This is a genomic window from Eubacterium xylanophilum ATCC 35991, assembly GCF_000518685.1.
Lineage (GTDB): Bacteria > Bacillota > Clostridia > Lachnospirales > Lachnospiraceae > Eubacterium_F > Eubacterium_F xylanophilum.
The window spans coordinates 1-14,720 of sequence record NZ_KI912470.1 but is presented as its reverse complement, the minus strand read 5'-3'; the positions used below and the strand labels follow the sequence as shown (position 1 = coordinate 14,720).

Here is a 14,720-nt window from a genome sequence, read left to right as displayed (position 1 = left end):
TACACTTGTAGAATGAAATATTTTATGTTATAATTGTAAATGGTTTGACATAAAAATGTAAAGGAGTGAAAACGTGTTGACCTTGTTTGAGAAAAGTAAAAGTATAAAAAAAGTAGCATTAGTTACAGTTATGTCACTTGCAATTGGCACTATGCCAACAAACTTATTCGCTGCAGAGTCTACTCCTGCACCATCATCAACTCCAGCAGTTGAGGCAGACAGTACTGCCACTCCAGCGATTGAGCAGACAGCTTCTCCTGTTGCAACGCCAGAAGCAACAGCGGATGCCGATTCAAAGAAAAAGAATACACTTGTTATCAAGAAAAAAAAGTGTAAATATCCAAAATCAATTTATGAAGGACAGTCCTTTTCATTGTCCGGAACACTGAAGAGCAATCATAAGCTCAAAAAAATTGTCACTTCCATCGTCAATGAAGATGGCGAAAACCAGATTAAAGTCAAGTCTAAAGCCAACTCCAAAAAATTTGATATCAAAACCGTAGATTCCGATATCAAATTCGGAACCCTTGAATCTGGCACATATAAGTATAAAGTTAAAGCAACCGATAAATATGGTTATTCCAAAACAGCCATTTCAAAAAAATTTGTTGTCAAGGAATCTAACTGGCTTTGGCCGGTAGACGGTGGCGTATTGGGATGTAAATTCCACTGTCACTGCTCTGTTCATAATGGCAAACACTATGGAATTGACATAAGAGGCGTAAAAAAAGGAACCAAGATTTTTGCAGTGAATGATGGAGAAGTTGTTTACTCTCAGTATCACAGTTCTTCATCCGGTGGTTCATTTGGAAACCTTGTAATTCTTTACCATGGCAATGGAATATATTCATTCTATGCCCACTGCAATCGACTCAAGCGACAGATTGGCGATAAAGTCGAAAAAGGTGATGTAATCGCAACTGTTGGATCCACAGGATTCTCAACTGGCAACCATCTGCACTTTGAGTTGCGAAAGGGACCAAAAAAGTTACTTGATGGAAATGATGTATCATATCTAGACAAGACAACATATAAGCAGTTTAACCCACTTAAGAAAAAGTATCTTGGCTGCTATCAATGAGATTAATCACGAGTAGGATTTGCATCCTACTCGTTTATTTTTGATCAGAAATGAAACGCATATCGCTGGTCTTACAAGCTTTGCTTGTAAGACAATAATCGCATATTGCTGGTCTTACTCCCTGCGGTCGTAAGACAATTTCTATCCTTTTCTGACATAGCTCTTTTTCCTACTCCACTTGCCATATATAATCTTATTCTTAACCTTTTTATAAGCTCTCACCTGAAAATAGCATCTCTTCCCGCGTTTCCAGGATATCAGTGCTGTATTTTTCTTGACTTTCTTCTTATATACCTTACCTTTCAGCTTCTTCGATGAACTCCAACGAAGCTGATATCCCTTAGCTCTCTTTATCTTCTTCCACTTAAACCTAATATGGATTTTAGAGCTCTTCTTCTTGGTCACAACAACATTCTTCACCTGACTTGGCTTTGCAGCTTCCTCCACTCCTATCTGCTTTATAATCTGTGAGATAGATGCTTTGTCTTCCTTAATCTGCTTCTCCACAGGATTATCTTCTCTCTTCCCCGTTTTAGTCGGAAGTACTGTCTCAGTTGGCTTTGCAGTTGTGGCCTGAGCTATCTTAGGAGTTGGAGCTACCGTTGGGACTGCAGTCGGGCTTATAGTTGGTAATTTATCTTCTACAGTTGGGACAGCAGACGGAACTGGAGTTGTGACTTCGGTCGGAACAGCGGAAGGAACTTCAGACGGAACTGCAGTTGGCTCAGCTACCTGTTTGTCCTCTGATATTATATCCTGTGTTTCCACACTAGGTTCCTCTGACTCCTCAGGTTTATCAAGCTCCACAGGCTTCTCTGACTCCTCAGGTTTATCGAGTTCCACTGGTTCTTCCGTCTCAGATGGCAGAGCCGTATTTTCCGGAGAATCCAGATTTTCTTCTTCGTCAATATACTGAGGCATAGGATATGTTATAAACACCTTCTCACTTCCGACTATAGGCGTATAATTATCCTTCTCAATTCTATAAAAGACTTCATATTCTCCGGGGAGAAGGAATTTTGGTGCTTCCTCTAGTACTACATTCTCAGAATCAAGTCCATAGTATATCTTGGTTCCGGGAACATCGGTCTCTATCTCTATAGTATGGAATTCTCCGTCATAGTCACCTGAATAAGTATGTATATCAATAGCGCTAAAGTCTATAATGTCGATATTAAATAATACATTTTTCTTTCCAACATAATCACCTTTTCCAGATATTATAACCTCTGCTTGCCCCGCATCGATATTATTCTTATATTCTAACTCATAATCTCTCCCTTCAATTAATTCAACGTTACCATACCACACATGAAGCAGCGGACACTTTTCCAGTCCATCATATGAATATGCGGGTATGTCTTCCACCTTGCACTTTGCAATATCCATTGTATTCTTCTCGCCCAATCTCAAAGGGCCAAATTTACCGATTACACTTAGTTCGCCACAATTCCATCCTTCCGATATATATAGCAGTACCAGTCCCGCATTATTCTTGATATAATTCACTTTGAGTCCAGATCCCTGACCACCCAATAAGCTTGAATTATTCTCCACCTGATATACCGATGAATCACAGGCAAAACACTTATACTTTTCTGGTTTTCTGATTGTAGCATATATATCAATTTTACCGGAAACCTTACTGCATCCAGTCATGCAATATGCAATATTATCCACACTTCCGGGAATATCCGGCGCTTCTAACAATGCCTTACATTCGTAAAAAGCATAGCTCATGTTTTTTACTGTCCAAGGCAATTCACCTACCCTCTCAAGCTTGTCACAACGATAAAAACACCTACTCATATCTTCCACTTTTTCCGGTATAATACCTAGTTTTACAAGACTTTTACATGACTCAAAGCAAGATGACATATCAATTACTGAATTAGGGAGAGCCTTATTCACCGTAGTCACTCCGGTTCCCTTGTACATCGATGAAGCATACTTTAATTGTGAATCATCTCCAAACTTTGGAATTCTTACTAAGCTTGCGCAATTCTCAAATGTGCTATTACACGACTCGACCGAATCCGGAATATTTAGATTCATATTAAATCTGCTGCACTTATAAAAGCACCTATCTAAGGACTTGACACCCTCAGGAATCTTATCGATATATGTCAGATTCGTATCACCTGAAAATGTTCCGACCATGCTATCAATCCCCTCTGGAACTCCCAATACACTTGAGAGATTAATAAGCCCCTTAAAATATCCATTAATATTTCCGGAACATTTTCCATTAATATCAAATTCGACTTTGCTAATATAGATGCTATAATTCGCCCAAGGTGCATTCCCCTCTCCAATATCAGGGAACTCCCCCTCTCCTGCAATACGGAGAATACCATCCTGATCAACCTCCCAGGACATGGATTTGCCAAGGCCACCGCCGGCGATGACGGCAGCTCTTGAATCCATAGCAAAAAATACATAACCAAATACAATTAACATGAATAAAATCCATGTGTCGACAACAATCTTAAACTTCCTACTCATAATTACCTCCTTTTTTTCTGAGTGTGAAAATTACTTAGTATCTCTAAGACTGTTTTAATTGTAATAAAAAAAAGGCACATTGTATGTGCCTTTATATGTCAAAATTATACCTTAATCTGACAAATCAAGATCTATCACAATCTCGAATGTATACTTTGGATAATTCTTACCCATATCGCTATATAGGATTCTCAACGCGTCCTTAGATGATATATCAAAGTTTGTTACCACGTCAAAGCGAATCTCTTTTCTTTGCTCATCTACAAAAAAACCATGGAATTCAAGTGCCCAGTCATATGCGAGAACGAACTTTTCAATCTCCGCGCGAAGATTGACCACATCCTCATTCTGCGTATTATACGAGTATACGCTTATGCCTGTGAGAACAACTCCCGTCTCTTTAAACACATTTCTCTGAACCTTTCTTGTCAGCAAGTCCAGCTCATTTACTGTCATAGTATCCGGAAGTTCAAGGTGAACTGATGCATAGTTTCTATCCGGTCCATAATTGGTTACCAAAAGATCATAAGCTCCTCTTACTTCTTCTTCGCGCACAAGTATGTCCTTAACCTTAGAAGATAATTCGGCACTAACGCGCTTGCCAATTATATCATTGACCGTATCTATTACCATATCAAATCCCGACTTTATGATTACTATAGCAATAATAAGTCCAACATAAGCTTCAAGAGAAATACCAGCTATAATAAATATTATTGCAGACACGAGAACTGATGTAGATATGATGGAATCAAACAATGCATCCATTCCTGAGTCAATAAGAGCTGAGGATTTTACCTTCTCTCCGATAGATTTCACATATCTTCCCAGAACAAATTTGACTACGACAGCCACAGCAATGATTACAATAGAAACCATAGAATATTCAGGTTTCTCCGGTTTTATAATCTTCTTGACAGATTCAATTGCCGAGGTAATACCTGCATATATGATAATCATAGCTACCAATGTGGCTGCAATATACTCTATTCTTCCATGCCCCAAAGGGTGCTCTTTGTCTGGTTTTCTGGACGCAAGTTTCGTTCCAACAATTGTAATAATAGATGATATCGCATCTGACAAATTGTTGATAGCATCCATAGTTACAGCTATTGAGTTCGAAACAATGCCGATAAAAGCCTTAAATCCTGCCAATAAAACATTGGTCAGAATCCCTATCATACTGGTTTTAATAATTCTCTCTTCTCTATCCATAAATCTTCTTTATTGTATTTAAATGCCTGCCAAAGCATTTCCTAAATCTTCTAATATATCATCAATGTTTTCTATTCCACATGAGAATCTAACAAGGTCTGGTGATATACCTGCAGCAGCCAACTCCTCATCATTCATCTGTCGATGAGTAGCTGATGCCGGATGAAGAACACAACTGTGCGCATCCGCAACATGAGTTGCAATCATCGCTACCTTAAGCCCTGACATGAACTTCTCAGCTGCTTTTCTTCCACCTTTTACTCCAAATGAAACAACTCCACAAACACCATTTGGAAGGTACTTCTGAGCCAAATCATAGTATTTGTTTCCCTTTAAACCTGGGTAGTTGACCCAAGAAACATTTTCATTTTTCTCGAGGAACTCCGCTACTTTCATAGCATTCTCACAATGTCTTGGAACTCTAACATGTAATGACTCAATACCGAGGTTTAACAGATATGCATTCATAGGTGCCTGAATAGCTCCAAGATCACGCATAAGCTGTGCAGTAGCCTTAGTAATATATGCTCCCTCAAGGCCAAATTTATCAACATATGTTATTCCATGATAAGATTCATCCGGTGTTGTAAGTCCAGGGAATTTCTCCGCATGAGCTTTCCAATCAAACTTACCGGAATCAACAATACAGCCACCAACAGTCGCATCATGTCCATCCAGATATTTTGTTGTTGAGTGAATTACAATATCAGCTCCCCACTCAATCGGACGACAATTAATAGGTGTCGCAAATGTATTATCAACAATCAAAGGAACGCCGTTTTCATGAGCAACTTGGGCAAATCTCTCGATATCAAATACAGTGAGTGCCGGATTTGCGATAGTCTCTCCAAAAACTGCCTTTGTATTAGGCTTGAATTCTTTACTAAGATCCTCTGAACTAATATCAGGATCAACAAAAGTAAATTCTATTCCCATTCTCTTCATGGTAATGGCAAACAAATTATATGTTCCGCCATAAATTGCCGATGAAGCGATGACATGATCACCACATCCAGCTATATTAAATACTGAAAAGAAAGATGCCGCCTGACCCGAAGAAGTAAGCATTGCCGCTGAACCTCCCTCAAGCGCACATATCTTTGCAGCCACATTGTCATTGGTTGGATTCTGCAATCTCGTATAAAAGTATCCACTAGCTTCCAGATCAAACAGCTTTGCCATCTCCTCGCTAGTATCATACTTAAATGTTGTACTCTGCACGATTGGAAGCATACGTGACTCTCCATTAGACGGTCTGTAGCCTCCCTGAATACACTTAGTTTCCTGTCTCATTATTGTTTGTCCTCCTGTTTTTAAGAAAAATATTCCGCAAACACGAAAAGCTATTTTCTCCCGGTCCTCATGGCATTAAGTATGGCAAGCACCGCAACGCCCACATCTGCAAATACAGCGAGCCACATATTCGCAAGCCCAACTGCTCCCAAAATAAGAATTGCAAACTTGACAACTAAAGCAAACACAATATTCTGCTTTACTATCACCATAGTCCTCTTAGCTATTCTGATTGCTCTTTCCAATTTATCAATATCATCTTCCATCAAAACAATATCAGCCGCCTCTATAGCAGCATCAGATCCCATGGCTCCCATAGCTATTCCTATGTCTGCCCTGGATATGACAGGCGCATCGTTGATACCGTCGCCGACGAATCCAACAAACCCATCTTCATTTTGATTCTCAATGATTTTTTCAATATTGGAAACTTTATCTGTAGGAAGAAGCTCCGCATACACGTCATCAATACCAATTTTACCGGCTACAGCCTCAGCAGTATCACTCTTATCTCCCGTTAACATAGCAAATCTTCCAACACCGGCCACTCTTAACTTCTCAAGCGAACGATCAATTCCATCCTTTATCTTATCTGAGATAAAGATACAACCGATGCATTTATCAGCTTTTGCCACATATACAATGGTACTTCCTGAGTATTCCCTCAAGATATCAGAAGAAATATCCATCGGATTAATTCCATGTTTTTCCAACAACTTTTGATTTCCCACATAATAACGTTTTCCATTTATGGTTCCACTTATGCCATGCCCCGCCTCTTCTGAGACATCTGTCACCACCTGGTCATAATTTTCGCCATACACTTTATTATATGCTCTAATCACTGATTGTGCAATAGGATGACTCGAATTTTTTTCAATTAATGCGGCATTGTACAAAATCTCTTTTTTATCTTCACCGCAAATCTCAGTTACTTCGAACTCTCCCTTGGTTAATGTTCCTGTCTTGTCAAATACAAGCGTTCGCAAACTTGCTAACATCTCTATGTAATTACAACCTTTTACAAGAATACCATTTCTCGAACAAGCTCCGACTCCTCCAAAGAAACTGAGTGGAACCGATATGACCAATGCACATGGACAAGAAATAACCAAGAAAATACAACCTCTCTTAATCCACTCACCCCAATTTCCAACAAATATCGGTGGGATAATTGCCAGAAGTGCTGCAACAATAACAACAATCGGAGTATAGTACTTTGCAAACTTCGTAATAAACTTTTCCACCTGAGCTTTTCTCGTGCTGGCATCCTCTACAAGTTCGAGAATCTTGGTTATAGTACTGTCGTCAAACTCCTTGGTTGTTCTCACCTTTATAAGATTGCTTCCGTTGATACAACCACTAAGAACCTCATCACCTACTGTTCCATGTCTTGGAACTGACTCGCCCGTCAAAGCACTGGTATCAAGGTAACTATCTCCTTCTACGATTACACCGTCAAGAGGTACCTTTTCTCCGGGCTTTATCACTATGATACTTCCGACCTCTACATCATCGGGATCTACTTCTGTTACTTCGCCATCTTCTTCCAAATTTGCATACTCCGGACACATATCCATCATATCTGCTATAGACTGTCTTGAACGATTGACAGCTATATTTTCAAATAACTCTCCGACCTTATAAAACAGCATAACGGCCACTGCTTCATCAAACTCACCAATTCCAAGTGCTCCAAAAGTGGCAATGCACATGAGAAAATTTTCATCAAATACTTGTCCATTACCTATGTTGATGATTGCTTTCTTTATCACGACAAATCCCACAATCAAATATGGAATCAGATAAATAGCAAACGATACAAGCCATACGACTCTTCCGTCGCTTGAAACCTTAGAAAAATCTAGCAGCCCAGTCTTCTCTCCTATAAAACATACGAAAAAAATCACTCCAGCAAGAATAATTCTAAACAATTCATTCTTCTGCTTTTTCGTCATGGCCTGTTACCTCACGATGCAAACATCTGCATCAATCTTCTTGCACGCAGCCTCAGCCTTCTCGATTATTTCATCAAACAAGCTTTCCTCAGCATTAATTGTGAGTTTTTGAGCCATAAAGCTGAGAGATACACTCTCGACTCCCTCGATCTTAGCTATTGCAGCTTCCATCTTGCTCGCACAATTTGCGCAATCTACATTCTCCATCTTGAATTTCTTTTTCATAATTCACTCATCCTTTCTGTTTGTATATTATTACTTTTATTTGTGAAGAATTATAGCACATAAACTTAGAATAAACAAGTGTTTTTGTCAAATTAATTAAAAAAATAATGTAACTGAAAATGGTTCTCACTTTTATTGTGAAAACCATTTTCAAATTCGTATTTATCATTCTGTTTCTTTTAGAAAACTAATAGCCAAATTAGTTCTATCTCTAATTTCAAGCTTGCTCAAAATATTGCTGATATAATTCCTGACAGTCCCCTCAGATAGACATAATTCCTCGGCAATTTCCCTATTGTTATATCCATCGCTGACAAGTTTTACAATTTCTAACTCCAATGGAGTTAGGGAAGAAAACCTTGTCGGTCCAGTGTTCTTGGCGTCACTGCTGATAATCTTCGATAAGTTTTCTCTTATTTCTTTACCAAATACCAGATTTCCCTCATATACAGTCTTGAGAGATGGAACAATCCCCTCAAAATCCTGCTTGATTATATATCCCTTAGCACCTATTACAATCGCCTTAGCTATATACTCCTCATCATTAAACGTAGTCAAGTATAGGATTCTGGCATCCTTATATCTTCCAATTATCTCCTCGCCCGCATCCAATCCTGACATTCCACTCATTCGGATATCCATCAACAGCACATCCGGCTGATATCTCTCATACTTTTCCACCGCTTCCTCCCCGGAAGTCCCAATGGCTACCACCTCAATCTCTGAATCCGCTTCAACAATCATCTTAAGTGAAGCCAAAACAAGATTGTCATCATCTATTATCATTACTCGCATTTTCATTTCTCCTCCACCGGGATAGAGACAAATATTCTGTAGCCGCTATCCTTTGTTATATTGATAATTCCATCTACACTCTCCACGCGATTTCGCATATTTTCAAGTCCCATACCGCCTCTATTGGCAATTAATGCATCTTTCACAGGTTGGAATTTGCTGTCAGAATAGTCATGAATAATCAACTGATATATAGAAGGATGGCGTATCAGCGATATGCTCACCAGTCTGTTACTACTGTGTTTAATTATATTAGACACTGCTTCCTTGGTAATTCCTATAACTGCATACTTTACATCTCGTGGCATATTGTCATCAATATCTATATTAATCTCACAAGAAAAATGTTCCGACAAGCCATCACAAATCTTCATAATTTGTTTCTTCACATCGATGGACTCATCATGTATATCATGAACACTGCTTCGAATATTATTCATTGCGAGATCAAGGGTCTCTCTCAAAGTAGATAACTGAGACTTTAGGGGATCATCTTTGTAAATTGATAATAGAGCTCCCACCTGAAGTATCGCTCTAGACAACATATGTCCTACATTATCATGAATGTCTCTTGCAATCCTATTGCGTTCTTCCGTCTGGGCATTGCTAATCTCCATGTCCTTAGATCTGAGAATCTCCGCGTTTTGCTTTGCGAGAAGCTCTGTATCGACTTTCCCGCGGTCAAGGAGTTTCTTGTACTCATAAGTCAACAAACTGTGCTTCTCCGACTTTATCGTAAGATATCCAGCCACCACGCACAGCGAAATACTCAGTATCATTGCCTGCACCGTTATCTCTGAGGATGACTTGCCAACCTGAATCCACATGTTTACATAGGCAAATACCCCCAAGACAAAAGCCGGAATATTTTTACTATGTATCATGTCATAAAAAATTATAGGCATAAATAATGCAAATTCAGGTTTTATCATAAATACTATCATGATAATTATGTCGATTATATAAAGAATCCACTCAGTCATCCCCTGAGGTCTGAAGCCTTTAACCAATGCATTTCTCGTAATTAGATAATAAGAAATTGCCGAATAAGTTATTGATAAATATATAAAGATAATCAAAGAAATACCATGCATAAAATTGTACATAGCCACAACTGTCAATAGGTTTATCATTATCTTATCTAATAACTTATTCATAAAGACCTCATCCTCAGCATACAGTTTCTTCTCGGGGCTTTGCACTCATCACAATTACTCTCTCTCTCGGCGAAACCTTAGCACTGCCAGCCCCACAGCAACACAGACCACACCAAATAATAATTCCATCATAAAGTATGGCACAACATCTGTCAAGCCCTTGCCGGTCAGGATATCTGTATTTGCCACTGAATACCAATAGTTCGGTGTAAAACGTCCGATTTTCTTGATATTTTCACTCAAATAATCTAGCTTTACAAATGATCCGCCCACAAAGGAGAATGCCAGGGATATTACCACAGCTGACATATTGGATGCCGCCCCCTTTTTCCTGATGAATGTCGACATCAAGAAGAGAAGCATACATGAGACAAGAGTAAAGATGAATAAGTTAAGGCAGCACATGGCAAAGGCCTCGCCAAACAAACCATCGTCCTTTAGGAGTATGCCATTGGTGGCAATTAGTACGAGAAATTCTATGAAAGCCAGCGCCGCACATCCGAAGAATACTGCTGCGTTTTTGCTAAACTGATTCACGGAGGAAGCAAGAATTCTCCTGATAATTTCCTTCTCGTTAAATGAGATAATTATCGGCAGGATTCCCATCAATGTGAGATAGATTACCACATATGATGTAAACATGAACATTTGCTCCATCTTACCCGTTTTCTCCTCAGTCAACTTATTTACAAATCCTTGGGTATCACAGGCTTTCGCCGCCTCCTTTGCCGCTTCAGATATTCCCATTCCACCATTAAGCTTGACTTTCATAGCACTTAAGAACTGGTTGATCTGACTGTCCACAAATTTACCTGTGGGCATGGCCTCGTCTACTCTGGACTCAATGCTTATATCTCCCTCAGCCTTACTTTGCAAAAAAGACTCGCCAAATCCCCTTGGAATTCGAATAGCAGCTGCAATGTGTTTATAATAGAGAAGGTCATTTATCATCATATCATCATATTGGCCCTCTTTGATGGTATTAGTTTTGTCTATATACTTGACTATTTCCTTAGAAACTTCGGAGTTATCCTCATCTATTACGACTACCGAATAACTGTTATTTACTGCATTTCCATCTTCGGAATCTCCTAGCTTGGCCATCATACAAAGGCTTACTATAAATGCAATAAGAGGAATTGTTACACTGGCTTTTGCATTGAGATATATCTTGAAAAATTTTACAAATATCTGCATTATAGCACCTCCTTAACTTTATATCTATAAGTTTTCCAGTATGAAACCACCGCGCCAATGGCAAACATTGCAATGCTCACCAATAGGAGCCATATAATGGAATAATAATATCTATCTCCAACACCATATACATTCAAACTATAAAAAGCATCTGTAATAATAGCGGATGGATTGATTCGATTCACTATCGGAATATTTTCCTCTATTAAAATCCTTATATCTGCAACCATAAGGCCTGACATAAATCCTCCAAAAAGTGTTATTACCAGAAGTATTCCATTCTTCATATTCGTGGATGTCTCAAACAAGCTGCTGACCAGGTATCCAAGTGCACATCCAAGCAAATTTCCCACAACTGCCGTGCCAAATACTACCAATGGATTGGCACCAAAGTTTATTCCAAGAATTCCTATCAGATAAATCAACATCAAACCTATAATTCCAATCTGGAAGGAAAATGCCGACATGACACATGACATTTGATAGGTGAATTTTCCCACCGGAGAACTCTCCACTCTAACTCCCGAGTCCGAACTTCTGGCATCTCCCCCTGACAAACTCATCAGAACTGAAGTTGACGCAAGAATGCAAACCATAGTTATCAATGAATACATATACTGTATATATGGATCAGGGTTATTAGCCGCCAAGTTTTTATCCTTTACATACTCGCTTGGCTCTACGCCTGATCTGATGCTCGTCACAACACCTGCAATTATACTCTGATTTACACCATCTTCTGCTATATCCATCTTGACATCGCTGTAATCTTTTGCATCGATTATTCCTGATATTTCCTTACTCTTTAGCACATTAGTGGCATTCTTCTCATCTAGCTTCTTGATGGAAAACATTTTGACATTATCACTAAACTCTATTTCTTTTAGTGCATTTTCGATATAATGCTCACTATCTCCCACAATCGCTATGGGAATTGTATCGAACTTTTCGCTCTCATATATGGAATTGAAAGCTGAGAAGAAAAGCGTTCCAAGAATTATTGGAAACAATAAATTCCAGAATAAGAAGAATTTATTGTGAGCAGCCATCTTCATATTCCATTTGTATAATCTAAATACCATGACAAACCTCCTAATCTCTAAGTTCCTTGCCGGTAATCTCCAGGAACACATCATTTAGCGTTGGAAGTTCAGAGTATATTCCCTCATATCCAATATTATTATCAGCAAAATATTCCACCACATGGCTTATATTATGTTTACCTCCGTTGCACATAATCTTCAAAGTTTCCCCGTCATACTTCACTTTATAAACATGATGGATACTTTCTATATCGCTTATCACTTTATCGGCGATATTCTTAACATTTACGGTTATAGTTTCAGTATTATTAATTCCACGCTTCAACTCATCCTTGGTTCCAACTGCAATTTTCTTACCCTTGTCCATAATGAGAATTCTGGAACAAATCTGCTCGACCTCCTCCATATAGTGAGATGTGTATATAATGGTTGATCCCTTTTTATTTAGCTCCAGTATTCCCTCGAGAATCTTGTTTCTAGACTGGGGATCTACCGCCACCGTCGGCTCGTCCATTATGATTAACTCCGGCTTGTGCGCTATTCCACAAGCAATATTTAACCTTCTCAAAAGTCCTCCTGATAGCTTTGCCGGTCTAAACTTCTTATATTCTTCCAGACCTACAAACTCAATTGCCTCCTCTACATACTCTTTTCTCTTTTCCTTATCCTTTATGTAGAGTCCACAGAAAAAATCAACATTGTCATATACATTAAGATCTTCCATAACCGCTACATTCTGACTGACAACTCCGATACGTCTCTTGATATCCCGCCTTGATGGTCCCATCTCCTCACCAAATATCTTTATCGAACCATTGTCATACTTCATGATAGACAAAAGGCAGTTAATAGTCGTGGACTTTCCGGAGCCGTTTGGTCCGAGCAAGCCAAAAACTTCGCCCTCTTCTATACTGAATCCAAAATTATCTACAGCGACTAACTCCTTGTATCTCTTTATCAGATTTTTTACCTCTACTACTGTACTCATCCTACTCGTCCTTTCTCAAAAGTGGTTTACTTTACAATCTCATTATATATCTTAGCTTCTCTCCCTAATAGTGAAATTTGTAAGAAGTTATTATGACATTTGTCACTAGATATTTTCCTCTTGATATATCTCGCAGTCTCTGTTAAAATGTTATTGGATTTATGAATACAAGAAAGGAGATCCCTGATGGCCGAAAGCAAAGTAATATAGGGAATTATCGCTTCGGCACACAGTGGGATGATGTGATTAATATGTTAGAACAATTGAAAAAAGATGTATATGAAGCCAATATGTTGCTTCCAAAGTATGGTCTCGTGACATTTACATGGGGAAATGTCAGTGGAATCGACAGAGAAAAGGGACTATTTGCCATAAAACCTAGCGGAGTGGATTATGACAAACTCACTCCAGATGATATGGTTATCGTGGATTTAGAGGGAAATGTTGTTGAGGGAAAACTCAATCCTTCCTCAGATACGCCAACTCACGTTGAGTTATACAAGGCATTTCCTGAGATAGGTGGAGTGGTTCACACCCATTCAACTTACGCCACAAGTTGGGCTCAGGCAGGTAAGGGAATCCCTTGCTATGGAACAACTCATGCCGATTATATGTATGGTCCTATTCCATGTGCTCCTTGCCTTACCAAAGAAGAAATCGAAGAAGGATATGAAGTTAATACCGGTCTTCTTATCGTTAAGGAGTTTAAGAATCGTGATTACAATGCTGTTCCGGCAGTTTTGTGCAAAAACCACGGACCATTTTCCTGGGGAAAAGACGCACATGAAGCAGTTCACAATGCCGTTGTTCTCGAGGAAGTTGCCAAGATGGCTCTCTTTACAGAGCAGCTAAACCACCAAGTTATGCCGGCTCCACAGTATCTACAGGACAAGCACTACAACAGGAAGCACGGAGAAAACGCATATTACGGTCAAAAATAAGTAGTAATAAAAGGGGCTGTCGCACTAGATAAGTATAATCGAGTAGGAGGGAGATTTGAATAATCCCCCGACCTCTCACACCACCGTGCGTACGGTTCCGTACACGGCGGTTCAATCAACTTAACAAGTAACACACCTTTCGGTGTAGTAATCTAACATTGAGACTAATCCAAATGAGGTTAGTCTCTTTTTACTTATAGCTTTTTGTACCCATCCATTGTGAGCGAGTCTTGCATATCTGTCTCCACAATAGGCGATTTTATACGCTGCCCATCTTGGTACGTCCAGCTTCATCAAATTCTTAGCTCTATTCTGCGGAGTT

At 39.1% G+C, this 14,720-nt stretch carries 12 protein-coding genes and 1 pseudogene; 2 read left to right on the top strand and 11 right to left on the bottom strand.

The genetic code is table 11. From position 1 onward, the window contains the following. Positions 1–82: 82 nt before the first annotated feature. On the top strand, positions 83–1,081 hold the full coding sequence (locus tag L877_RS13550) for a M23 family metallopeptidase (protein WP_207637247.1): 999 nt from the start codon (positions 83–85) through the stop codon (positions 1,079–1,081). A 141-nt stretch (positions 1,082–1,222) separates the two neighbouring features. Here L877_RS13550 and L877_RS0107380 read toward each other — a convergent pair whose 3' ends face one another. From L877_RS0107380 to L877_RS0107335, 10 genes are all read right to left on the bottom strand, one after another. Continuing rightward, positions 1,223–3,586, bottom strand: a complete 2,364-nt coding sequence (locus L877_RS0107380) for a leucine-rich repeat protein (RefSeq protein ID WP_026835504.1) — start codon at positions 3,584–3,586, stop codon at positions 1,223–1,225. A gap of 111 nt (positions 3,587–3,697) precedes the next feature. Then, complete coding sequence (locus L877_RS0107375) at positions 3,698–4,801, bottom strand: cation diffusion facilitator family transporter (protein ID WP_026835503.1); 1,104 nt, start codon at positions 4,799–4,801, stop codon at positions 3,698–3,700. An 18-nt stretch (positions 4,802–4,819) separates the two neighbouring features. Beyond that, a complete protein-coding gene (locus L877_RS0107370; RefSeq protein WP_026835502.1) occupies positions 4,820–6,094 on the bottom strand; it encodes an O-acetylhomoserine aminocarboxypropyltransferase/cysteine synthase family protein in 1,275 nt (424 codons plus the stop codon). A gap of 50 nt (positions 6,095–6,144) precedes the next feature. Beyond that, on the bottom strand, positions 6,145–8,052 hold the full coding sequence (locus L877_RS0107365; RefSeq protein ID WP_026835501.1) for a heavy metal translocating P-type ATPase: 1,908 nt from the start codon (positions 8,050–8,052) through the stop codon (positions 6,145–6,147). 6 nt (positions 8,053–8,058) lie between these two features. Then, positions 8,059–8,277, bottom strand: a complete 219-nt coding sequence (locus L877_RS0107360; protein WP_026835500.1) for a cation transporter — start codon at positions 8,275–8,277, stop codon at positions 8,059–8,061. A 165-nt stretch (positions 8,278–8,442) separates the two neighbouring features. Next, positions 8,443–9,072 (bottom strand): response regulator transcription factor, encoded by a 630-nt coding sequence (locus tag L877_RS0107355; protein ID WP_026835499.1) that lies wholly within the window; start codon positions 9,070–9,072, stop codon positions 8,443–8,445. Positions 9,073–9,074: 2 nt separating this feature from the next. Continuing rightward, the gene (locus L877_RS13545; RefSeq protein WP_051437743.1) at positions 9,075–10,229 is read right to left on the bottom strand and encodes a sensor histidine kinase; all 1,155 of its coding nucleotides are present in this window, start codon (positions 10,227–10,229) and stop codon (positions 9,075–9,077) included. A gap of 54 nt (positions 10,230–10,283) precedes the next feature. Then, on the bottom strand, positions 10,284–11,426 hold the full coding sequence (locus L877_RS0107345) for an ABC transporter permease (protein ID WP_026835497.1): 1,143 nt from the start codon (positions 11,424–11,426) through the stop codon (positions 10,284–10,286). Then, positions 11,426–12,508, bottom strand: coding sequence for an ABC transporter permease (locus tag L877_RS0107340; RefSeq protein WP_026835496.1), 1,083 nt, complete (start codon positions 12,506–12,508; stop codon positions 11,426–11,428). The genes L877_RS0107345 and L877_RS0107340 overlap by 1 nt, the downstream gene beginning before the upstream one ends. Before the next feature lie 10 nt (positions 12,509–12,518). Further along, positions 12,519–13,457, bottom strand: a complete 939-nt coding sequence (locus tag L877_RS0107335) for an ABC transporter ATP-binding protein (protein ID WP_026835495.1) — start codon at positions 13,455–13,457, stop codon at positions 12,519–12,521. 251 nt (positions 13,458–13,708) lie between these two features. Here L877_RS0107335 and L877_RS0107330 point away from each other — a divergent pair, with 251 nt between their 5' ends. After that, positions 13,709–14,398: an L-ribulose-5-phosphate 4-epimerase gene (locus tag L877_RS0107330; RefSeq protein ID WP_026835494.1), complete on the top strand. Its 690-nt coding sequence runs from the start codon at positions 13,709–13,711 to the stop codon at positions 14,396–14,398. Between the two features lie 120 nt (positions 14,399–14,518). Here L877_RS0107330 and L877_RS14290 read toward each other — a convergent pair. After that, positions 14,519–14,720 (bottom strand): annotated as a pseudogene (locus L877_RS14290) (group II intron reverse transcriptase/maturase); the annotation flags it as partial.

What these genes read in the sequence shown, in the direction of transcription:
- L877_RS0107380 (WP_026835504.1), bottom strand. Translation starts at nt 3,586, where the DNA reads ATGAGTAGGAAGTTTAAGATTGTTGTCGACACATGGATTTTATTCATG.
- L877_RS0107375 (WP_026835503.1), bottom strand. Translation starts at nt 4,801, where the DNA reads ATGGATAGAGAAGAGAGAATTATTAAAACCAGTATGATAGGGATTCTG.
- L877_RS0107370 (WP_026835502.1), bottom strand. Translation starts at nt 6,094, where the DNA reads ATGAGACAGGAAACTAAGTGTATTCAGGGAGGCTACAGACCGTCTAAT.
- L877_RS0107365 (WP_026835501.1), bottom strand. Translation starts at nt 8,052, where the DNA reads ATGACGAAAAAGCAGAAGAATGAATTGTTTAGAATTATTCTTGCTGGA.
- L877_RS0107360 (WP_026835500.1), bottom strand. Translation starts at nt 8,277, where the DNA reads ATGAAAAAGAAATTCAAGATGGAGAATGTAGATTGCGCAAATTGTGCG.
- L877_RS0107355 (WP_026835499.1), bottom strand. Translation starts at nt 9,072, where the DNA reads ATGCGAGTAATGATAATAGATGATGACAATCTTGTTTTGGCTTCACTT.
- L877_RS13545 (WP_051437743.1), bottom strand. Translation starts at nt 10,229, where the DNA reads ATGAATAAGTTATTAGATAAGATAATGATAAACCTATTGACAGTTGTG.
- L877_RS0107345 (WP_026835497.1), bottom strand. Translation starts at nt 11,426, where the DNA reads ATGCAGATATTTGTAAAATTTTTCAAGATATATCTCAATGCAAAAGCC.
- L877_RS0107340 (WP_026835496.1), bottom strand. Translation starts at nt 12,508, where the DNA reads ATGGTATTTAGATTATACAAATGGAATATGAAGATGGCTGCTCACAAT.
- L877_RS0107335 (WP_026835495.1), bottom strand. Translation starts at nt 13,457, where the DNA reads ATGAGTACAGTAGTAGAGGTAAAAAATCTGATAAAGAGATACAAGGAG.
- L877_RS0107330 (WP_026835494.1), top strand. Translation starts at nt 13,709, where the DNA reads ATGTTAGAACAATTGAAAAAAGATGTATATGAAGCCAATATGTTGCTT.